This is a genomic window from Noviherbaspirillum sp. Root189 (genome assembly GCF_001428545.1).
Lineage (GTDB): Bacteria > Pseudomonadota > Gammaproteobacteria > Burkholderiales > Burkholderiaceae_D > Noviherbaspirillum.
Genome location: NZ_LMHZ01000013.1, coordinates 204,365 through 226,649, shown reverse-complemented (window position 1 = coordinate 226,649; position 22,285 = coordinate 204,365). Strand labels below are relative to the sequence as shown.

General features: G+C 56.2%; 18 protein-coding genes. 12 read left to right on the top strand and 6 right to left on the bottom strand.

The genetic code is table 11. The features are described from left to right. Positions 1–315: 315 nt before the first annotated feature. Both ASE07_RS10560 and ASE07_RS27995 read right to left on the bottom strand, forming a co-directional pair. Positions 316–861 (bottom strand): acyloxyacyl hydrolase, encoded by a 546-nt coding sequence (locus ASE07_RS10560; RefSeq protein ID WP_057290773.1) that lies wholly within the window; start codon positions 859–861, stop codon positions 316–318. Positions 862–1,027: 166 nt separating this feature from the next. Beyond that, positions 1,028–1,918: an SMP-30/gluconolactonase/LRE family protein gene (locus tag ASE07_RS27995; protein ID WP_082584066.1), complete on the bottom strand. Its 891-nt coding sequence runs from the start codon at positions 1,916–1,918 to the stop codon at positions 1,028–1,030. A 67-nt stretch (positions 1,919–1,985) separates the two neighbouring features. Between ASE07_RS27995 and ASE07_RS10550 the strand changes: the two genes are divergently transcribed. The 4 genes from ASE07_RS10550 (at position 1,986) to ASE07_RS10540 (ending at position 5,952) form a co-directional block, all read left to right on the top strand. Continuing rightward, the gene (locus tag ASE07_RS10550) at positions 1,986–2,897 is read left to right on the top strand and encodes an NAD(P)-dependent oxidoreductase (protein WP_268793418.1); all 912 of its coding nucleotides are present in this window, start codon (positions 1,986–1,988) and stop codon (positions 2,895–2,897) included. A 16-nt stretch (positions 2,898–2,913) separates the two neighbouring features. Next, on the top strand, positions 2,914–3,039 hold the full coding sequence (locus ASE07_RS30370; protein WP_268793417.1) for a hypothetical protein: 126 nt from the start codon (positions 2,914–2,916) through the stop codon (positions 3,037–3,039). A gap of 77 nt (positions 3,040–3,116) precedes the next feature. Beyond that, positions 3,117–4,946, top strand: a complete 1,830-nt coding sequence (locus ASE07_RS10545; RefSeq protein ID WP_082584064.1) for an ABC transporter ATP-binding protein/permease — start codon at positions 3,117–3,119, stop codon at positions 4,944–4,946. A 52-nt stretch (positions 4,947–4,998) separates the two neighbouring features. Then, positions 4,999–5,952: a DUF3047 domain-containing protein gene (locus ASE07_RS10540; RefSeq protein ID WP_235548423.1), complete on the top strand. Its 954-nt coding sequence runs from the start codon at positions 4,999–5,001 to the stop codon at positions 5,950–5,952. Here the strand turns inward: ASE07_RS10540 and ASE07_RS10535 are convergent. Beyond that, entirely contained in the window at positions 5,929–6,969 is a 1,041-nt protein-coding gene (locus ASE07_RS10535) for a DUF2891 domain-containing protein (RefSeq protein ID WP_235548422.1), read from the bottom strand. The two genes, ASE07_RS10540 and ASE07_RS10535, sit on opposite strands and share 24 nt — an antisense overlap. Next, the gene (locus ASE07_RS10530) at positions 6,969–8,162 is read right to left on the bottom strand and encodes a M20 aminoacylase family protein (protein ID WP_057290770.1); all 1,194 of its coding nucleotides are present in this window, start codon (positions 8,160–8,162) and stop codon (positions 6,969–6,971) included. Before ASE07_RS10530 ends, ASE07_RS10535 begins: the two co-directional genes overlap by 1 nt. 238 nt (positions 8,163–8,400) lie before the next feature. On the opposite strand from ASE07_RS10530, the gene ASE07_RS10525 reads away from it, so the two are divergent. The 3 genes from ASE07_RS10525 to ASE07_RS10515 all read left to right on the top strand — a co-directional run bounded on the left by ASE07_RS10525 (position 8,401) and on the right by ASE07_RS10515 (position 13,581). Further along, positions 8,401–10,473, top strand: a complete 2,073-nt coding sequence (locus ASE07_RS10525; RefSeq protein WP_057290769.1) for a molybdopterin-containing oxidoreductase family protein — start codon at positions 8,401–8,403, stop codon at positions 10,471–10,473. A 10-nt stretch (positions 10,474–10,483) separates the two neighbouring features. Then, positions 10,484–11,569, top strand: a complete 1,086-nt coding sequence (locus ASE07_RS10520; protein ID WP_156396523.1) for an aminopeptidase — start codon at positions 10,484–10,486, stop codon at positions 11,567–11,569. A 329-nt stretch (positions 11,570–11,898) separates the two neighbouring features. Continuing rightward, on the top strand, positions 11,899–13,581 hold the full coding sequence (locus ASE07_RS10515; protein ID WP_057290767.1) for a long-chain fatty acid--CoA ligase: 1,683 nt from the start codon (positions 11,899–11,901) through the stop codon (positions 13,579–13,581). A gap of 92 nt (positions 13,582–13,673) precedes the next feature. Here ASE07_RS10515 and ASE07_RS10510 read toward each other — a convergent pair whose 3' ends face one another. Both ASE07_RS10510 and ASE07_RS10505 read right to left on the bottom strand, forming a co-directional pair. Next, positions 13,674–15,266, bottom strand: coding sequence for an alkaline phosphatase D family protein (locus ASE07_RS10510; protein ID WP_057290766.1), 1,593 nt, complete (start codon positions 15,264–15,266; stop codon positions 13,674–13,676). A 32-nt stretch (positions 15,267–15,298) separates the two neighbouring features. Further along, a complete protein-coding gene (locus tag ASE07_RS10505) occupies positions 15,299–15,706 on the bottom strand; it encodes an acyl-CoA thioesterase (protein ID WP_057290765.1) in 408 nt (135 codons plus the stop codon). Positions 15,707–15,801: 95 nt separating this feature from the next. Between ASE07_RS10505 and ASE07_RS10500 the strand changes: the two genes are divergently transcribed. The 5 genes from ASE07_RS10500 to ASE07_RS10480 all read left to right on the top strand — a co-directional run bounded on the left by ASE07_RS10500 (position 15,802) and on the right by ASE07_RS10480 (position 22,278). After that, complete coding sequence (locus ASE07_RS10500) at positions 15,802–17,658, top strand: ABCB family ABC transporter ATP-binding protein/permease (RefSeq protein ID WP_057290764.1); 1,857 nt, start codon at positions 15,802–15,804, stop codon at positions 17,656–17,658. A 58-nt stretch (positions 17,659–17,716) separates the two neighbouring features. Next, entirely contained in the window at positions 17,717–18,688 is a 972-nt protein-coding gene (locus tag ASE07_RS10495) for a LysR family transcriptional regulator (RefSeq protein WP_057290763.1), read from the top strand. A gap of 156 nt (positions 18,689–18,844) precedes the next feature. After that, positions 18,845–20,131 (top strand): Glu/Leu/Phe/Val family dehydrogenase, encoded by a 1,287-nt coding sequence (locus tag ASE07_RS10490; protein WP_057290762.1) that lies wholly within the window; start codon positions 18,845–18,847, stop codon positions 20,129–20,131. A 140-nt stretch (positions 20,132–20,271) separates the two neighbouring features. Then, positions 20,272–21,180 (top strand): amino acid ABC transporter substrate-binding protein, encoded by a 909-nt coding sequence (locus ASE07_RS10485; RefSeq protein WP_057290761.1) that lies wholly within the window; start codon positions 20,272–20,274, stop codon positions 21,178–21,180. Between the two features lie 192 nt (positions 21,181–21,372). Continuing rightward, entirely contained in the window at positions 21,373–22,278 is a 906-nt protein-coding gene (locus ASE07_RS10480) for a transporter substrate-binding domain-containing protein (RefSeq protein ID WP_057290760.1), read from the top strand. Positions 22,279–22,285 lie beyond the last annotated feature (7 nt).

Here is a 22,285-nt window from a genome sequence, read left to right as displayed (position 1 = left end):
ATGATAGTGCTGCAACCAGTGTGAAAGTAGGTCATCGTCAGGCTTGTATTACCAAAAGCCCCATCCCCAACAGGATGGGGCTTTTTGCGTTCCAGCGCCTCCTTCCCATCCAGCATCGCTTTAGTCCTCTTCCCTGCATCTTCCCGTACCGGCGCGTTCCCGACATCTGCTGTATCACTGCGAAAGCATCGACTCATGCACCGTAATGAAAAGATCTTTGGCTTCTACGACCTAGATTTTCTTAAATTCGACTTGCGATAAAAAGCCCTGTCGATGCAGGGCTAGAACATTCATACTTGTATGGGCGTAATTTCTTCAGAAAGAATAGCTCGCACGCAGAACGGCGAAATTAGCGCCGTCATTCGGTTGCTTGATACTCGCATTTGAAAAGTGCTGAACCCGTATCCCAACGTCGAGGCTATTCTTAAACACATACCCAATGCCCAAATGGTCGCCAAACTGAAATTTCGTTGAAAACTGGCGATCGTTGTTGTCGTATATTTCACTCAGATAATGGGCGCCAATCCCAGCTTCGGCATACCAGCCCTTGAGGCTATCACTCTGCCACCGAAATACGGGTGTAAAACCAATATCAATTAGATTCTGTGAGTTGCCAGGGATATTGCGGAAGCGGTCGGCACGCCATTGAGAGACGGTCAGATCCCAGTATCCTCCGATATGTGTTCCATTCGATTGCCACCATTTGCTATCCCACTTCCACTGCAGTCCAACGCGGGTCATCTGTGTCTTGTTGCCAGTACCTATCTCAAGTGAGGCACCGTCCACAGCAAACGCTGCTGTTTGTATTCCAAAGATAGCGGCAGCAATAAATGTACGGGAAAAAGGGATGTTTTTTATCATGAATGTCCTTTAAACGACTCATTGAGCAACCTGGTGCGCAACGTTGCCAAATAAGGATATTTTCGCAGATGTACCATAAGTTTGCTGACCGACAACCTTTATGCCTTAAGAACACTTCTTAGCAGGGAAACTGGTCCAATATCTTTGCGTACCGTTTTGCATAAATTTATTCGATGTAGCCATACTCGGATCTTCCAGGAACTTCGACTCTGCACGTCAGTACGTATCCAGACAGAGGGTACTGGGCTAATTCTTCCTGCGAACGGTTATGGCGGACTGTAGTAATAAAAAGTGTTTTCATGTCGTCTCCGCCAAATGCAAGCATTGTCGGACAGCGCGCAGGAAGTGAAATTTCTCGTAAGACGGTCCCATCGGGGGCAAGGCGAAGTAGTCGTCCCCCCTCGTACATAGCACACCAATAAGCATCCTCGCTATCAACCGCAGCACCATCCGGGCGGCCACCGTATGCAGAATCCTTATCGGGCGAAAAATGCCGAAAGACACGGCTCGTACCGATTTCGCCCGCTGGCAGGTCAAATTCATACGCCATGATAGTGTGGGCCGTAGTATCAGTATGGTACAAAGTCTTACCGTCCCCACTAAACGCCACGCCATTGGAAACCGTTACAGAATGTCCCACGGAGCGAAGCGTTCCTCTATCGATGCAAAATAACTCACCTGCTCGTTGTGTTCGGTCATCGGAAAGTGTCCCAAGCCACAACCGTCCATTGGCATCACAACGTCCATCATTGAAACGGATTTTTGATGTGTCGTATGGTGCGTTTATGTACGGGGCTAATTCGCCACTCACTGTATCAAGTTTGGCAATGCCGGAACGCATGGCCACCAGAAGACCACCCGCCGCGCAATAAGCAATACATCCTGGCTCCGACGGAACATCCCATCGGTGATGCGACCTATCTGACGGGCGAAAACGATGTACAGATTTATCTGCGATATCGATCCAGTATAAAGTGGACTCGCCCGGGTGCCATAGCGGTGTCTCGCCTAGCAACATCGGTGTGTCTATTAAGGGCTGAATCTCTTCGGTCGACATGGAAGTTGTTTTTTTGAGATGATGGGCATCATTATGCAATCAATTAGTAACAGTAGAGGAGACAAGCGTGAGTAGTTCTGCGCCAATACAAAGGATCGCTGTTCTCGGTGTCGGATTGATGGGTGCGCCGATGGCAAAACGCCTACTGCAAGCAGGCTATCCTGTGACGATATGGAATAGGACGCGTGCTAAGGCCGAGCCTCTTGCTTCCTGGCATGCACGCATCGCGGACCACCCGGCAGACGCAGTTGGCGAAGCGGATGTCGTTATTACCATGCTGGAAGATGGGTCAATTGTTCGGTCGGTGTTGGAGCAGGCGGCAAGAGGCTTGCAGCAAGACACACTAGTCATCGACATGAGTTCCACCCGCCAGTCAGAAGCGCAGGAATTCCATTCCACACTCGCGGCACAGGGTGTGCGCTTTATTGATGCCCCGGTGTCGGGAGGCGTTCTCGGTGCGGAAGCCGGTACGCTGGCAATCATGGCGGGCGGCAGTGAAGACGATTTTGCTCGCGCCAGACCAATATTAGAGGTCCTTGGCCGTCCGACACGGGTGGGCCCTGCCGGATGCGGCCAGATCGCAAAGCTCTGCAACCAGCTGATTGTCGGTGGCACCCTTAGCATTGTTGCCGAGGCACTGATGCTCGCCGAAGCCGGCGGTGCTGATCCTGCCGCTGTGCGGACTGCTATTCGGGGAGGCTTTGCGGAAAGCCGCATTCTGGATGTCCACGGACAGCGTATGCTTGAGCGCAATTTTCTCCCCGGCGGACAAGTCAAAAGTCAGACCAAGGACTTGGAAAACGCCTTAATCGCCGCGGCATCTGGTGGTGTACGTCTCCCTGTCGCCGAGTTAGTAACCGCCCTTTATCGCAGCATCCTGGAGCTTGTACCGAATGCCGACCAGTCGGCAACCCTGCTTGCACTCGAGCGCATCAACGCCGGCAAGCGGGTTGGCACTGGGCCAGATCAATTACCTTGATAAAAGCAGACACGCCATGAAGTTGAAGACCGTGTCTGCCTATGTCGCCGCCACCATTTCATTGATCATCGCGGGCGTCGCGAATGCAGACAATTTCCCTACCAAGCCGATCAGGTTGGTTGTGCCATTTCAGCACCCGTAGCGTAGCAGGGATGATGGCGAAGGCCTTGACTGTCTTCCACTCAACAGGATTGAAAGACGTTTTTAAATGCAGCATCTATGACCGCAACCACATTCGGCAGCACTATCAATACAAGCGATAAAGGCATCGCCACCTCGGGCGCCACCGGCACCGACTGGCGAGCAGTCTGGCAACTTATCAAGCCCTTCTGGGTGTCCGAAGAAAAATGGAAGGCGCACGGCTTGCTGGCGACGGTGATTGCGCTCGCCTTGGGCATGGTGTACCTGGACGTGTTGTTCAACGCCTGGAATCGCGATTTCTACAATGCGCTCGAAAATAAGGATTTCGTCGCGTTCAGGAGCCAGCTCTGGCGTTTTTCCTATCTGGCCTTTATCTACATCGCCGTGGCCATCTATCGCGTTTACCTGATGCAAGCGCTCGAGATGCGTTGGCGTGCATGGATGACAAAACAGTATCTGCATGAATGGCTGGAGAATCAGTCGTACTACCGTCTCGAGCAGACCGGCACGGCCGACAATCCGGACCAGCGTATCGCGGAAGACCTGCAGTTTCTGACCAATGGTTCGCTCACGTTGTCGCTCGGTTTGCTTTCGAGCGTTGTCTCACTCGCCTCGTTTGTCGGAATTTTGTGGTCGGTGAGCGGACCGCTTGCCTTCATATTCCATGGCCAGCAGTGGAGCATTCCCGGCTACATGGTGTGGTTTGCAATTGCCTATGCCGGTGTTGGTTCCCTGATCGTGTTCTGGATTGGGCGACCACTGGTGTTTCAAAATTTTTATCAGCAGCGTTTTGAAGCTGACTTTCGTTTCGGCCTTGTACGCATCCGCGAACATGCGGAAGCCGTGGCGCTGTATCGCGGTGAAGAACAGGAAAAAGGCCAGCTTGGCACGCGCTTCCAGCGCATCTGGGATAACTGGTGGACGATCATGCGCACCACCAAGCGTTTAAATGTTGCTTCAAACTTCTATGCGCAATTCGCCATTATTTTTCCGTTCCTGGTTGGGGCTCCGCGCTACTTCTCCGGAGCGATCACGCTGGGCGGCCTGATGCAGATCAGTTCTGCGTTCGGCCATGTGCAGGACGCCTTGTCCTGGTTCATCAATGCCTTCAGTTCGCTGGCAAGCTGGAAAGCCAGCGTCAACCGACTCGCCGGATTCCATGCGGCGGTGGTGACCGCGCGCACCCGCGTCTCGGGCATTACGGTCACGCGCAATAACGTCGGTGCCGTCCTGCTTGACGATGTCACCCTAGAGTTACCCAGCGGAGCAGCACTGACCGCGGCACTCAAGGCGCATATCCTGCCGGGACAGCGAATTCTCGTGGCTGGTCCTTCGGGATGCGGCAAATCGACCTTGTTCCGCGCGATTGCCGGTATCTGGCCTTACGGCGGAGGCAGCATCGAAATACCCAAGGATGCACGCTTGTTATTTCTTCCGCAAAAAGGCTATTTGCCGATCGGCACTTTGCGTGCCGCGGTTTCCTATCCCGCTGCGGAAAACGCATACAAAGAGCGCGCCATCCAGCATTACTTCGAACTGTGCAAACTGCCGCATTTAAGTGGCAAGCTCGACGAACCAGACAACTGGAGCCAGCGTCTGTCGCCCGGTGAACAGCAGCGCCTGGCCTTCGTGCGCGCCTTGCTTGCCAAGCCCGACATACTGTTCCTCGACGAGGCCACCAGTGCATTGGATGCGGAAACGGAAGAACACCTGTACAAGCTGATCCTGGAAGATTTGCCGGGGGTGAGCATTATCAGCATTGCGCATCGCGACGCTGTGGCCAAATACCATCAGATTCGCTGGCAGTTCGTCCGTGCTGAAGAAGATACTGGCGAGACCGGCGGGTTAGTGCTTGCTACACAGCAACAACGCTATACAATTCTGGCATCGAAAACACGCATCGAATAAATGCTGCAAGTGCGCTCACATCGGATGCGGGCGCGCGATTCCAGAGTCGGACATGAATCGGATCCTAGAGCAGATTAGATATTGGCGCACAGCCGCCCCAAGCCACTTTGACGCGCAGAGCACTCGGCATGCCTTGTCCTGTACGCCAGATCAACCCGCTTTCGCACATGCCAGTTCGACATTCGTGCTAGCTACGCTTGCGCTGGCGATCGGCCTCACCGGCTGCGCGCAGCAGCCCACCATGCCACAGGCAACCAGTTCACCGTTATCGACGCAGGCAGCAACGTTCTCGCTGTTTTCCCACAGTGAGGCCGGCAGACTACCAAGTGCATGGGAACCGCTCGTTCTTCTTCGCACGAAAAAGAAGACGCAATACGAACTGGTAACCAAGGAAAACCGTACGGTGCTGCATGCGCGTGCCGAAGGCGCATCCTCCGGGCTCATGCAGCATGTACACGCGGACCCGATGCAACAACCCTGGCTGGAATGGCAATGGAAAATCTCCAAACTGGTCACTACCGCCGACAATACCCAGCGCACAACCGAAGATTCACCTGTACGCATCATTCTCGGTTTTGACGGTGACAAGGATAACCTGCCGTTCGCGGACCAGATCCTGTTCGAAACCGCCAAGATTGTCACCGGCTATGACTTTCCCTATGCAACCCTGATGTACATCTGGGAAAACAAAGCACCTGTCGGCACGGTTATCCGAAGCACGCACAGCAGTCGCATCCGAATGATGGTGGCGGAACAGGGACCGGAAGGCGTTGGCAAATGGCGCAACTTCACCCGCAACATCGTCGACGATTATGAAAAAGCCTTTGGCGAAAAGCCGGGCAAGTTGATCGGCGTCGGGGTGCTGACGGATACCGACAACACGGGCGAAACCGTGGAAGCTTGGTATGGCGACATCCGTCTCTTGCGTCAGCGCGGCATTCTCACTGCAGAAGAACGCAGTTCCGAAGGTGCCGGGTCATCATTAGTCGTTGGCCAAGGCAAGTAAGGCAAAGCTGGCGAGCCAATGCGTACCGACATAATGGCCGTTGTCAGCCTGCGGCAAGGACGCCTGAAGGTGCGCTGCAATCGCATCGCTCACCGGTTGTTGCATCCGTTGTGGCAGCTGCGGCAATAGCATTTTCCAGCACCAGGCGCGCGACAGGTTCAAGCCATCAAGGTGGGCCAGACGCGGATCGCTGCGATCGCTGACGGCCACTGGTGTCAGCCAGACCAGCAAATCCTGTGGTGCAGGACAAAACACTTCCCACCAGTCGGCATAGCTGCAACCATCGACAACACGCAGCATTAATGCCGCTTCCAACAAACCGCCCGACAAAAAATCCTCACCGCTCGGTTCGTAGTTCGCTGGATAGCGCCCGTCACGACCGAACCAGTTGTTTGCTTTGCTCATGATTATCTTGCGCAGCGCCAGATGCTGGATTTGCTCGGCGTAATCCAGTGCAAACAGCAGGCCGAATGCACTATTGGCATGGGTGCCGGCACGGATGGGATACTGTGCGAACGGCAGATATTGCAGGTAGCGATCGACGATCAAGTCGGCCAGCGGTTGCAGCGTCTTGCACCATGCTCCGGCACGCGAGTCGACTTCGGCAAGAGCAATGAGTTCGGCCTGTAATTTGAGCAGCCATGCCCAGCCATAAGTGCGTTCGAATGATTGATGTTGCGCTTGCGCCAGGTATCGAACTTCCGCCGCAACGCTGTCATCGCTGAAATGGCGATCGAAGACTGCACGGACAAGGTCCACACCGTGGACATGAGGAATGCGCCGCATTATCGCTGCAAGCAGCCAATGCATGTGCACACTGGAATGCCAGTCATAGCTGCCGTAGAACACCGGATGCAATACACGCGGGGCTTGCACATCGCCGGCCTGTCTGACCAAGTGATCAAGCTTGTGCGGATACTCCTGCGTGATGTTGCTCAATGCCACACGCACAAATGCCGGCGCATGAACCGCAAGTGCATGCGGCCCGGTCATTATCTCGGCGGGTGAGGGTGTCATTACGCCGGACGCAGGAAGGCTTCCGCCAGGCGCACCCAGAAAGTCGCCCCCAGCGGCAGCAGTTCGTCGTTGAAATCATAGCTCGGGTTGTGCAGATTGCACGGTCCCAGACCGTGACCGACAGTGCGATGCCCACCTTCGCCATTGCCGATGAAGACATAGCATCCCGGCATTTCCTGCAGCATGAAGGCAAAGTCTTCCGCACCCATGGTCGGTTCGACTTGCGCATCGACACGATCTTCACCGACGACGGACTTCATGACATCGATTGCAAAAGCGGTCTCTTTTGCATGATTGACCAAAGGCGGGTAATTGCGATGAAAGCGAAAATCGATGCTGGCATCGAAGGCGGCTGCCGTGTGTTGCGCGATATTGCGCATGCGGGATTCGATCAGGTCGAGCACTTCGGTACTGAAGGTGCGTACCGTGCCGATCAGTGTTGCTTCATCCGGAATGATGTTGGTTGCGCTGCCCGCATGGATTTGCGTAATCGACAGCACGCCGGCATCCAGTGGATTGCGGTTGCGCGTAATGATCGTTTGCCAGCTTTGTGCAATTTGCACTGCGATCATGATGGGGTCGATGCCCTTGTGCGGCTGCGCCGCATGGGCGCCTTTGCCCTTGATGACCACCTCGAATTCATTCGACGACGCCATCATCGGCCCTGCGGTCACACCAAAAGTACCGACCGGTACGCCGGGCCAGTTATGCATGCCGAACACGGCTGCCATCGGGCATTGCTCGAACAGGCCGTCGTCCATCATGCGTTTGGCGCCACCACCGCCTTCTTCGGCCGGCTGGAAAATCACATACACGGTACCGTCGAAGTTGCGGTGCCTGGACAGATAATGCGCAGCCCCCAAAAGCATGGCCACATGTCCGTCATGCCCGCATGCATGCATCTTGCCCTGATGTTTTGAGGCATGAGAAAAGGTGTTGATTTCTTGCACGGGCAAGGCATCCATATCGGCACGCAGGCCGACTGCACGTTTTCCCGTACCGTTCCTGATCACGCCGACCACGCCGGTGAGCCCAAGTCCCCGGATTACGGGGATGCCCCATTCCGTCAGCTTTTGCGCAATGATTTCCGAAGTACGCTGTTCTTCAAAGCACAATTCGGGGTGTGCGTGGATGTCACGCCGGATCTGTTGCAGTTCTGACTGAAACTCGACGATCGGGTCGATCAACTTCATTATGGTCTCCATGTATACCGTATGTCGGCGACGTTGCCTTGCAGCATGCAGTACTTTCTCAATCTCGGTATATTACGATTGACGGTTCAACGCTATTCTAACGACTGCACACGCGATATCGTGCACTTCGATACCAGGTGATTGCAGACTTGCTACGCCGCGCGCTTTTCGCATCCGCCTAGCGCCGGTATCCAGTCTGGTTATCCACGAGAAAGACCAGACGCCCATGGAAACTATTATGACGAAAACAATTGTACGCGCCACTTGCCCTCATGATTGCCCGGATACCTGCGCCATGCTGGTAACCGTCGAAGACGGTGTGGCAACCCAGGTGCGTGGTGATCCCGATCATCCAACAACGGCCGGCGTGCTTTGCACCAAGGTGTCGCGTTACACCGAGCGGACTTATCACAAGGACCGTGTACTGCATCCGCTGAGGCGCGTCGGTCGCAAAGGCGAAGGCCGGTTTGAACAGATCAGTTGGGATGAAGCGCTCGATACCATTGCTTCAAAACTGAAGGAAGTTGTCAGCCGAAGCTCTCAGGCCGTCGTGCCTTACAGCTATGCCGGTACCATGGGCTTGGTCCAGGGCGAATCCATGGCGATGCGCTTCTTCAACAAACTCGGCGCATCCCAGCTGGATCGCACCATTTGTGCATCGGCCGGCGGCGCCGGCTACAAGTACACGCTGGGCGCACGCATCGGCACCGACGTTGAGCAGTTTCAAAACGCTAAACTGATCGTGATCTGGGGTGGTAATCCGATTGCTTCCAATCTGCATTTCTGGATGCGCGCGCAAGAAGCTAAACGCCGCGGCGCCAAACTGATTGCCATTGATCCTTACCGTTCGCTCACCGCGGAAAAATGTCATCAGCATATTGCGCTGTTGCCTGGCACCGATGCGGCGCTCGCGCTTGGCATGATGCATGTGCTGATCAGAGATGCATTGATCGATCGCGATTATGTTGAACAGTACACGCTAGGTTTCGATCAGTTGAAAGAACGCGTGCAGAAATGGACGCCGCAATACACAGCGGAGATCTGCGGCATCACGCCTGACGAAGTTGAACAACTCGCACACGATTACGGGACTGCCGCGCAGCAGGGCGATCCTGTCGCAATCCGCATCAATTACGGTCTGCAGCGCGTGCGCGGCGGCGGCATGGCGGTGCGTAATATCTGCTGCCTGCCTGCCTTGGTCGGTGCGTGGCGACATGCTGCGGGGGGTGTTCAATTGTCCTCGTCGGATACCTTCCCAAAGAACAGCGCAGCGCTGCAACGGCCCGACCTGTTGCAGACACCGGTACGCACGATCAACATGAGCACCATCGGTGACGAATTGCTGCGAGAGACCTCGCCGCAATTTGGACCGAAGATCGAAGCGGTCATCGTCTACAACGCCAATCCCGTCGCAGTCGCACCCGAGTCGCCCAAGGTCGCGCAGGGTTTTGCGCGTGACGATTTGTTTACTGTCGTGCTCGAACATTTTCAGACTGACACGGCGGACTATGCCGATATCGTGCTGCCTGCGACAACACAGCTTGAGCATGTGGATATCCATGCAACCTATGGTCATCTGTACATGATGGCAAACAATGCCGCAATCGCTCCGCTGGGAAAAGCAAAACCGAACACTGAAATCTTTCGGCTGCTGGCTGCGCGCATGGGTTTTGACGATCCTTGCTTCCGCGAGAGCGATGACGACATCGCAGCGCAGGCATTTGACCGCACGAATGCGCGCGCTATTCACTTCGACTGGGATTCGCTCAAGCAGCGTGGCTGGCAAAAGCTTGATGCACCCGATGCACCCTTCGCTCATGGCGGCTTTCCTACTCCTTCAGGCAAGTGCGAGTTCTATTGTGAACGCATGCAGGCAGATGGACTTGACCCTTTGCCCACTTATATCGCGCCGTATGAATCAGCCGCAAGTAATCCGGAATTGGCAAAACGCTATCCGCTGGGAATGATTTCTCCACCGGCAAGGAACTTTCTTAACAGCACTTTCGTCAATGTGGAGAGTCTGCGTGATACGGAAGGCGAACCGCACCTTGATATCCATCCCGACGATGCAGCGCAACGTGGTATCGGGCAAGGCGATCAGGTACGCATCTTCAATGACCGCGGATCATTCGTCGCGAAAGCGCGCGTGACCGACAAGGCACGCAAGGGACTGGTGGTTGGTCTGTCGATCTGGTGGAAAAAGTTTTCCGCCGATGGCAAAAACGCCAACGAAGTGACCAGCCAGCGCCTCACCGATATGGGCAACGCGCCAACGTTCTACGACGTGCTGGTGCAGGTGGAGAAGGCTTAGGAAAATGAAGATGAAGTGGCGGGCATTGGTGTTCTGCGGTGTGGCGGCAACGTTGGCAGGCTGTGCGCAGATCGGTTATTTCGTGCAGGCGGCGCACGGTCAATTCTCGCTGTTGTCGGAAGCGCGTCCGATCGATGAATGGATCGCCAGTCCGGGCACCGAAAGCAAACTCAAGAACCGCCTTACCCGGGTAAAGGAAATCCGTGCCTTTGCCGCACGGGAACTCGGCCTGCCTGACAACGACAGCTACACGACCTATGCGGACCTCAAGCGGCCATTCGTGATGTGGAATGTCGTCGCCACACCGGAGCTCTCGCTCAAGCCCTTGCAGTGGTGTTTCCCCGTTGCCGGCTGCGTCAACTATCGTGGCTATTACAGCAAGGATGAGGCGCAGGCTTACGCTGCCGAATTGCGCGCCGAAAAATACGACGTCGAGGTGTCCGGCGTGCCGGCTTATTCGACGCTCGGCTGGTTCAAGGATCCGGTACTGTCGACCTTCATTCAATACCCGGACGGCGAGCTGGCGCGACTGGTTTTCCACGAACTCGCACACCAGGTCGTCTATGTGCCGGGTGATTCCAAATTCAATGAATCGTTTGCTGTTGCAGTCGAGGAAGCAGGCGTTGAGCGCTGGATGGAGTTGCATGGCGATGAAAAGACACGAAAAGCTTACGCAGCTTACGAAGGACGCAAGCGTGATTTCCTGGCCTTGCTGCTGAAGCAGCGCAAGGCATTGAAAGCCAATTACGAAAGTGACATCAGCGATGATGAAAAGCGCAAGGCAAAGGCGGCGATTTTCAAGGCATTGAAAGAAGAGTATCTGGTGCTGAAAGAAAGTTGGGATGGCTACAGCGGTTACGATCGCTGGTTCGCCGAGCCATTGTCGAACGCGCATCTGTCAGCCGTGGCGACCTATCATGACTTCGTGCCCGGTTTCAAGGCCATACTCACCAAACAAAAGGATCTCGGTAAGTTTTATGAAGCGGTACGCAACCTGTCCACGCTAGGCAAGGATGAACGTCATCGTCTGCTGGCCAGCTTTGGTCAGGCCACGGCGGTCACCGCGGGCAACACCCACGCCGAAGATCTGCATTAAGCGCCTGGGTAAGCGGGCTCAGGCCGGGCAAGCTGATTTTCATTCAACCGCATCAGCTCAGTACGGAGTACTCAGTGGTTTGAGTAGCAGCCGAATGCGACATAGAGCAGCCTTTCGAGGCTGCTTTTTTACGTGCGTCCGCCGCCAATTAGCGTAATCAGAATTGCTGCACTGCAAAACCATAATCTCCCTAGAAGGATTATTCTGAACATCATTAAAAGACTTGCATGAGAGCGCGTCGACCGATAGCATCTACGCTGAAAAAAGAATCGGTCGTTCGATTTTTTGGGCAAATCAACCAATCCCACCAATAAAACTAGAGGCAGACAATGGAAAAGCTTTGGCTGAAGTCCTACCCACCCGGTGTTCCCGCGGAAATCGATGTCACCCAGTACCGCTCGCTGGTGCATCTGATGGAGGAATCGTTCAAGAAATTCTCATCGCGTAACGCCTACGTCTGCATGGACAAGTTCATGACGTACGCTGAAGTCGACGAACTATCTAAAAAAGTCGGCGCATGGTTGCAGGGGCGCGGCCTGAAGAAGGGCGCGCGGGTAGCGGTGATGATGCCAAACATACTCCAGTATCCGGTTGCAATCACGGGCGTACTGCGCGCCGGCTACTGCGTGGTCAATGTGAACCCGCTGTACACCCCGCGTGAACTCGAACATCAGCTCAATGATTCCGGCGCCGAAGCGATCATCATCCTGGAAAACTTTGCTACCACGCTGGAGCAGGTAATCGGCAAGACCAAGGTCAAGCATGTAGTGGTCGCCAGCATGGGCGAGATGCTGGGCGGTGCCAAGGGCATGCTGGTCAATTTCGTCGTCCGCAATGTGAAGAAAATGGTGCCCGCGTTCTCGCTGCCGAATGCCATCCGCTTCAAGCAGGTATTGTCGGAAGGCGGACGCATGACGCTCAAGCCGGTCGACCTCAATCATGACGACCTCGCATTCCTGCAATACACCGGCGGCACCACCGGCGTGTCGAAAGGCGCAACATTGACGCATCGCTGCGTTATTGCCAATGTGCTGCAAAACGATGCATGGGCACAGCCTGCGCTGCAACAGGAACCGAAGATCGATCCGCTGACCATCGTCTGCGCGCTGCCGCTGTATCACATCTTTGCGCTGACCGCGTGCATGCTGATGGGCACCCGCTGGGGTGCAATGAACATCCTGATCCCGAACCCGCGCGACATTCCCGGCTTCGTCAAGGAACTCGGCAAATACAAGTTCAACCTACTGCCTGCAGTGAATACGCTCTACAACGGCTTGCTGAACAATCCCGATTTTGCCAAGCTGGATTTCTCGCAACTGAAGATCTGCAACGGCGGCGGCATGGCAGTGCAGCAGGCAGTCAACGACAAGTGGCTCAAAGTCACCGGTTGCCCGATCATCGAAGGTTACGGTCTCTCGGAAACCGCACCGACCGCGACTTGCAACCCGGCGCTGTCGACCGAATTTTCGGGCACGATCGGCTTGCCCATTCCGAGCACGGAAATCGTTATCCTGGACGACAATGGCACACCGGTACCTCTAGGACAACCTGGCGAGATCGCCATCCGGGGCCCGCAGGTCATGGTTGGGTACTGGAACCGCCCGGATGAAACCGCAAAGGTCATGACGCCGGATGGCTTCTTCAAGTCCGGCGACGTCGGCATTATGGATGAGCGCGGCTTCGTAAAGATCGTCGATCGCAAGAAGGACATGATTCTGGTGTCCGGCTTCAACGTATATCCGAACGAGATTGAAGCGGTGGTTGCCGCACATCCCGGCGTGCTCGAATGTGCATGCATCGGCGTGCCTGACAATAACTCCGGCGAAGCAGTCAAACTGTTTGTGGTCCGCAAGGATGCATCGCTGACAGTTGATGAACTGATGAATTATTGCAAGGAACAGTTCACCGCCTACAAAAAGCCGAAGTACATCGAGTTCCGTGACGAATTGCCGAAGACCAATGTCGGCAAGATTCTGCGCCGCGAACTGCGCGATGAAAAGAAGGCGGCCTGATCAGGTCTTTCCACATCATTCAAGCTGCGTTCCGTGGCCACAAAAAAACCGCCTGCAAGTCAGGCGGTTTTTTTATGTCGGTGACATTATGATCAACCGACCTTGATCAATCCCGGCTTGCCATCTTCGACCACGAAGCGGGCAATCGTTGATACCGGAGATCGTGCCTCGCGCACATCCGCCAGTGCCTGAAAGCGTGTCACGACCTGCGCCGGGCTGACTTCCATCATCACGAATCCGCGAACGTCGCTGCGGCCATATTTGATATGCGGATTTTGCGCGACATATTGCTCGGTGCGCGCCTGCGGGCGCGAGTTCGAGGTGACAGAAGTACCGCAGAACTCCGTGGCGATGACGGGATTGTCTGCGGATACCGGCCGGTTGAAGTCCGGTCGCAACTCTGCCGCATAAAAGGTGTGTACATCGCCCGATAGCACGACAGGGTTGCTTACTTTATGGTGGCGAATGTCGTGAAACAGCCGCTCACGTGCGGCCGGGTAACCGTCCCAGCCGTCGTTCCAGAAGCGACCATCTTCTTCCTTCTCGATGGGCGTATGAGAACACTGGGCCATCAATGTCTGTTGCGTGATGAAATTCCATCGTGCCCCGGAACTGGCAAAGCTGTCGGCCAGCCAGAGTTCCTGGGCGTTACCAAGCAGCGTACGCGCCGGCGCGAGTCGTTCGCCGCAGCCCGTATCCACCGATCTCGACCCACCTCGATTTGGTGCGGAACAGGCGTGATGAGAGCGGTATTGCCGGTTATCGAGCACATGGAAGCGCGCCAGTCGGCCCCAGTCATAGCGGTCGTAGATACGCATTTGCGCAAAGCGTTGTGACTGTGGGCCTTCCGGTAATGCATGCAGGCGCACCGGCATATGCTCATAGAAAGCCTGGTAGGCGGCAGCGCGGCGCGCAAGGAAGTTGGCATCGAGGCGTTCGTCGCGGTCGTTGCCATAGTCATTGGCCACTTCGTGATCGTCCCAGGTGACGATCCATGGCGCCACCCGATGCGACGCTTGCAACTGCGGGTCGGATTTGTACTGCGCATAGCGTGCGCGGTAATCGGACAGGGTCACGCTTTCATTGATACGCTTGCGTGGCGAGGCGGGATGCGCAAGCGCAAGTTGGCCCCATTCGTAAATATAGTCGCCCAGAAAAGCGACCAGGTCCGGTGCTTCCGCAGCAATGTGACGATGCGCCGCATACTCGCCGAAATCCCAGTGCTGGCAGGAAGCGACTGCCAGCCGCAGCGAAGACGGCATGATATCGACGGCCGGCGCCGTGCGCGTACGGCCAACTGGGCTGACTGCATCTCCGAGCATGAAGCGATACCAGTACCAGCGATCCGGCTTCAGGCCGACGACGTCGACATGCACGCTGTGCGCCAGCTCCGGCAGGGCGGTCGTGTTGCCTTGAGCCGCGATGCGGGTGAATCCCTCATCCTCTGCGATTTCCCATTGCACAGAAAAAGGCTGCTTGCCGGATGATTCCGCATTGAGCGGGTCGGGCAGGATACGTGTCCACAACACGATGGACGACGCACGCGGCGATCCGGATGCCACGCCGAGGCTGAAAGGGTAGAGCGCCGTCTTGCTCAGCGCGGCACCCGGAAACGCGGCCGACAATGCCGCCAGGGAAAAAAGGCGCGCGGTTTGCTCCAGAAAAAACCGACGGTCGTTTCGCATCTCAGCTTGCCGGAGAGTACGTTGGACTCTGCTTAGTCGGCCAGCGGCGGAATTGCACGGCGCTGTCGGTTTTCGTCGGTGGCAACGTAGGTCAGCGTTGCCTCGGTTACCTTGACGGTTTCCACTTGAAGGCGATTGCGTTCCGCATAAACTTCCACGTTCACGGTAATCGATGTCGTGCCGACCTTGACGATATCGGCATAGAAAGACAGCAGGTCGCCAACAAATACGGGCTGCTTGAACACGAAGGAATTCACCGCGATGGTCGCGACACGGCCGTTCGAGCGGCGTACCGCGGGTAGCGCACCGGCAATGTCAACCTGTGCCATGATCCAGCCGCCGAACACATCGCCATGCACATTGGCATCGGCTGGCATCGGCATCACGCGTAACTGCGGCACTTTTCCGTCAGGAAGGGAGGTCTGGTGTTTATTTGTCATTGCGGTTCTCCTTTTTCGCCTCACCTGATGGAACACAGGCACTGGGCTACAATCGTCAAAGCCAGAGCATAAACCATTCCATAGATAAATCTTTCATGCGACGCCATCCAGTTTCATCTCCCGAACCACCCGCCAACGAAGGCACCCGCAACGACTGGGGTACGCTCAAGACGCTGATTCCCTACCTGTGGGCATACAAATGGCGCGTGTTGCTGGCCCTGACATTCCTGGTGGGCGCCAAGATGGCGAACGTCGGCGTGCCGCTGGTGCTGAAGGCGCTGATCGACCATATGACGATCAGACCCGATAATCCTCAGGCCTTGCTGGTACTTCCGGTCAGCATCCTTGTCGCGTATGGATTGCTGCGCCTGTGCACGACGATGTTTACCGAGCTGCGTGAATTCGTATTTGCAAAGGTTACTCAGAGCGCGGTGCGCACCATTGCACTGCAAGTGTTCCGTCACCTGCATTCGCTGTCATTGCGTTTCCACCTGAATCGACAGACCGGCGGCATGACGCGCGACATCGAACGCGGCTCGCGTGGCGTATCGTCGCTGGTTTCCTACACGCTATACAGCATCCTGCCGACACTGGTGGAAATTACGCTGGTGATCGGCTACCTGGTGCTGCATTACGACATCTGGTTTGCCGTCATCACCTTCGCCGCCTTGCTGGTGTACATCGGCTTTACGGTGGCGGTGACCGAATGGCGCACCAACTTCCGCCGGACGATGAACGAGCTTGATTCGAAGGCCAACACACGCGCCATTGATTCGCTGATCAACTACGAGACGGTCAAGTATTTCGGCAACGAGGATTACGAAGCACGTCGTTACGACCACAGCATGCAGAACTGGGAAACGGCAGCGGTGAAATCCCAGACCTCGCTGTCGATCCTCAACACCGGACAATCGCTGATCATCGCAACCGCCGTCACGCTGATCCTGTGGCGCGCGACCCAGGGAGTGATCGACGGCAAGATGACGCTGGGCGATCTGGTGCTGGTCAATGCCTTCATGATCCAGCTATACATTCCGCTCAATTTTCTCGGTGTGATTTACCGTGAAATCAAGCAAAGCCTTGCCGACATGGAAAGGCTATTCAAACTGCTCGACCAGCATCGTGAAGTGGCCGATGTGCCGAACGCACAACCGCTTGCTATAAAGGGAGCGGAAGTAAAGTTTTCGCATGTCGACTTCAGCTACGAAGCCAAGCGCCAGATCCTGTTCGATGTCGACTTCACGATTCCAGCAGGAACGACGACCGCCGTGGTTGGCCACAGCGGCTCCGGCAAGTCCACGCTGTCGCGCCTGCTGTTCCGCTTCTACGATATCAATGCCGGCAGCATTACCATCGATGGCCAGGACCTGCGCAATGTAACGCAGGCATCGTTGCGAAAAAGTATCGGCATCGTGCCGCAGGATACCGTGCTGTTCAATGACACCATCGAGTACAACATTGCCTATGGCAAGCCGGATGCGACTCGCGAAGAAATCGTGGCGGCTGCGAAAGCTGCCTATATCCACGACTTCATCGAAAGCCTGCCAGACGGTTACGGCAGCATGGTCGGCGAGCGCGGCTTGAAGTTGTCCGGCGGTGAAAAACAGCGCGTGGCGATTGCCCGCACCTTGCTCAAGAATCCCGCCATCCTGATCTTCGACGAGGCGACTTCGGCGCTGGACTCGCGCGCCGAACAGGCGATCCAGGCGCAGCTGAAGGAAATCGCTAGGGACCGTACCACCCTGGTGATTGCCCACCGGCTGTCGACCATCGCCGACGCTTCGCAAATCCTGGTGCTCGACCATGGCCGGATCATCGAACGCGGCACGCACAGTCAGTTGATTGCGCAAAACGGCGCGTATGCCCAGATGTGGGAACGCCAGCAGGCACGTCAGGAAGTCCCGGCTTCGCCGTCGGCCGACGACAGGGACGCGGAAGCCGCAGTCGCGTGACTCGGGTCTCCAGCTGGGGCTGCTTTGCTTCCGCCGCGAAGGCGACTAACATAGCGGCATGGAAACCAAATGGCTCGAAGATTTCATTTCATTGGCCGAGACGCGCAGCTTCAGCCGCTCGGCGGCGCTGCGCCATGTGACGCAACCGGCATTTTCGCGTCGCATTCAGTCCCTGGAAGCATGGCTCGGCGCGGATCTGATCGACCGTACCTCCTATCCGACCAGGCTGACCCCGGCCGGTGAGGTGTTCTACGAGCAGGCGCTGGAAATGCTTGGGCAGGTCAATAATGCGCGTGCCCTGTTGCGCGGCAAACGGCCGACTGCCCATACCACGGTCGACTTCGCGGTGCCGCACACCCTGTCGCTGACCTACATGCCCAAGTGGATCACCGAGCTGAAGGACGGTTTCGGTACGCTGAATTCACGACTGATTGCCCTGAACGTGCACGACGCTGTGATGACGATGGTGGAGGGCGGCTGCGACCTGCTGCTGTGCTACCACCATCCCCGCCAGCCCGTACAGCTCGACGCCAGCCGCTACGATATGCTGACGCTGGGCAGCGAAACCTTGCGTGCCTACGCGCGCTGTGACAAGTCCGGTGTGCCGAGCTTGCTGCTGCCGGGCAGCGCCAAGGCGCCGATACCTTTTCTGTCTTACACCAGCAATGCTTATCTCGGCCGCATGGTGGATATGATTCTTGCCGATGCCGAACGCCCGCTGTTCCTTGAAAAGCGCTACGAAACCGATATGGCGGAAGGCCTGAAGATGATGGCACTGGAAGGCCACGGTATCGCCTTTCTTCCCGAGTCTGCGGTGACACGAGAAATCAAGCAAAAGCATTTGGCGCGCGCCGATGGCGGCCAGCCGGACTGGGAACTCAGCATGGAAATCCGCCTCTATCGGGAACGTCCTTCTGGTCAGCGTCCGGGCAAGCCGATCGTGTCCCGCCTGTGGGAATACCTGGTCGAGAGCCGGGAAGCAAAACCACGCAACCGCAAGCCCCGAACCGCCGCTGGGAAAGCCGCCTGATTACGCATTTGCAGTGCATCAAAGCTTATGCATTCCATGCATAGTTGCATGCCTACAAAGCATTGGATTTGCTGCGCCGCGTTGGAATAGCATCCTTCCCTGTATAGCGCATCATCGCAACGATGGCCGCTTAAACCTACAAGGAGTCATGGCACCATGTCCGTCCACCACGAAGTCCCGTCTTACCTGACACCCCACGAGATCGGCCCCTGGGGCGTCTATCTCGAGCAGATCGATCGCGTCACACCGCATCTCGGCAGCCTGGCCCGCTGGGTTGAAACGCTCAAGCGTCCCAAGCGCATTCTCGTCGTTGATGTTCCCATCGAACGCGATGACGGTACCATTGCCCACTTCGAGGGCTACCGCGTGCAGCACAATACCTCCCGCGGTCCGGGCAAGGGCGGTGTGCGCTTCCACCAGGACGTCACGCTGTCCGAAGTGATGGCCCTGTCGGCCTGGATGACAGTCAAGAACGCGGCAGTCAACGTGCCGTACGGCGGCGCCAAAGGTGGCATCCGCGTCAATCCCAAGACCCTGTCGTCTGGCGAACTGCAACGCATGACCCGCCGCTACACCAGCGAAATCAACATCATCATCGGCCCGAACAAGGATATCCCGGCGCCCGACGTCAATACCAATGAGCAGATCATGGCGTGGATGATGGACACTTATTCCATGAACCAGGGCAGCACTGCCTCCGGCGTCGTTACCGGAAAGCCGATTTCCCTCGGTGGTAGCCTGGGCCGTCATGAAGCTACCGGCCGTGGCGTCTACGTCGTGGGTTGTGAAGCCGCCGCCAAGCGCGGTCTAGACATCAAAGGCGCACGCGTTGCGGTGCAGGGCTTCGGTAACGTCGGCGGCGTTGCTGCCCGCTTGTTCGCCGAAGCCGGTGCAAAAATCGTCGCGGTGCAGGACCATGTCACCACGATAGTGCGTGACGGCGGACTCGACATCCCGGCACTGCAGGCGCATGTGGCGCAGCATGGCAGTGTTTCCGGCTTCGCCAACGCCGACACGGTCAACGACCGCAGCCGTTTCTGGGAAGTCGACTGCGACATTCTGATCCCGGCCGCACTGGAGCAGCAGATCACCGAAGCCAACGCCAACAAGATCCGCGCCAAGATCATTCTGGAGGGAGCGAACGGCCCGACGACCCCGGCAGCTGACGACATCCTGCACGACAAGGGCGTGCTGGTCGTGCCAGACGTGATTGCCAATGCGGGTGGCGTGACCGTCAGCTACTTCGAATGGGTGCAGGATTTCTCAAGCTTCTTCTGGACCGAGGATGAGATTAACCAGCGCCTGACACGTATCATGCGTGAAGCATTTGCCGCAGTGTGGCAACTGGCGGACGAGAAGAAAGTATCATTGCGCACTGCCGCGTTTATCGTTGCCTGCACCCGAGTACTGCAGGCACGGGAAATGCGTGGACTGTACCCCTGATACTTCGGTTGCACTGAAAACTGGCAAGCTGCCGGCAATGCACCGGCGGCTGCACATACAGGACGCGGCCGTAGTTTCGTATTTAACTGCACCGCCGGACGTCCTGTAGGCTGTACCACCCGGCATGAGACGGAGACCTTATGCACTACCGACCTACGATCACAAGTCGCATCGCAGGAGGCTGCCTTGCAGCTTCCTGCTGCCTGCTCGCCCCTTCGGCATACGCTGCCGATGGCCTGGCAAAAATCAAAGAAACGCGCACGATCACGATCGCATACCGGGAGGCATCTCTCCCGTTCTCTTATTACAACGCAGATAAAAAACCGATTGGATACGCTGTCGAGCTATGCCTGAAGATCGCCGATGCGGTCAAGCGTGAACTCAAGCTAGACCGTCTCAATGTCGAATTTCTGGCCGTCACGCCTTCCACCCGTATCCCTGCCATCGTCGATGGCAAAGCGGATCTGGAGTGCGGCTCCACCACTAACAATGCCGAGCGCCGCAAGCAGGTGGCGTTTACCATCCCTCATTTTGTCGCCGCCGCCCGCATGGTGGTGCGAACCGATTCCGGGATTACCAATTGGTCCGATCTGCGCGACAAGCAGGTTGTGACGACCAAAGGCACCACGACAGTCAAATTGCTCAATGACCGCGACAAAGTGCGGGCGCTAGGCCTGAAACTGATCGAAGGGCGTGACCATGCCGAATCGTTTTCGATGGTGGAGAAAGGTCAGGCAGCCGCTTTTCCCATGGATGACGTACTTTTGTTCGGATTGCGTGCAAACTCGGAAAACCCGAGCCGCTTTGCGGTCGTCGGAGATGCTCTGTCCGCCGAACCTTATGCCATCATGCTGCGCAAGGATGACCCCGCGTTCAAGGCCGTCGTCGACCGGGAAATGGGGCGCATCATCAACGACGGCGAGATTTACAAGCTCTACGACAAGTGGTTCAAGAGCCCGATTCCACCCAAGGGCATGAACATGAATATGCCGATCGGCCACTTGTTGCGCGACACATTCCGTTTTCCGACCGATAAGGTAGGGGACTGAAATCGAGTCATGGCGCTAGCCATGCTCGGGACTGGGAATCCGTAAAACTACGTATTGCGCGACAATAAAAACAAGAACATGTTCGACCAAAGGGAGAGGCCCTGGTCTTATCCCCTCGAAACGAGCAGAAATCATGCTTTATAAACATAGCTTTTGGTACACTAACTCGCTAATTTTTTTCCAGGAGATAAAATGAAACTAGCAAAATTGATCGCTGTCCTGATCGGCGCAGGGGTCATCGCAGGGGCCGCACAGGCTCAGGAGAGCGGCACACTGAAAAAGATTAAGGATTCCGGCACCATTACTCTGGGCGTCCGCGATTCCTCCATTCCGTTTTCCTACCTTGACGACAAGCAGTCCTATCAGGGCTACTCGATCGATCTCTGCATGAAGGCGGTGAGTGCGATCCAGAAGCACCTGGGCATGACACAGCTGAACGTCAAGATGAACCCGGTCACATCGGCAACCCGTATTCCCCTGATGGCAAACGGCACGGTCGATCTCGAGTGCGGCTCCACCACCAACAACATCGAGCGTCAGAAACAGGTTGCATTTGCGCCGACCACTTTTGTGTCGGGCAACCGCCTGCTGGCCAAAAAGTCTGCCAATATCAATTCGCTGAACGACATGAAGGGCAAAACCCTGGTGTCGACAGCAGGTACGACGTCTATGCGTCAGATCACCGCGCTCAATACCGAGAAAAACCTGGGCCTGAACATTTTGTCGGCCAAGGATCACGCTGAATCGTTCCTGATGGTTGAAACCGGCCGTGCAGTTGCATTCCTGATGGATGACATTCTGCTGGCATCGTTGGCTGCAACGTCCAAGTCGCCAAATGACTACGCCATCACCAAGGATGCGCTTGAGCTTGAGCCCTACGGCATCATGATGCGCCGCGACGATCCGGCATTCAAGAAAGTCGTGGACGATGCCATCAATGGCGTCTTCAAGTCGGGTGATATCAATCGTATCTACGCGAAGTGGTTCATGTCCCCGATTCCGCCAAAGGGTGTCAACCTGAACTGGCCGATGAGCGACCAACTGAAGAAAGTCATTGCGAATCCGACGGATTCCGGTGATCCCGCTGCTTACAAATAAGCGCTAG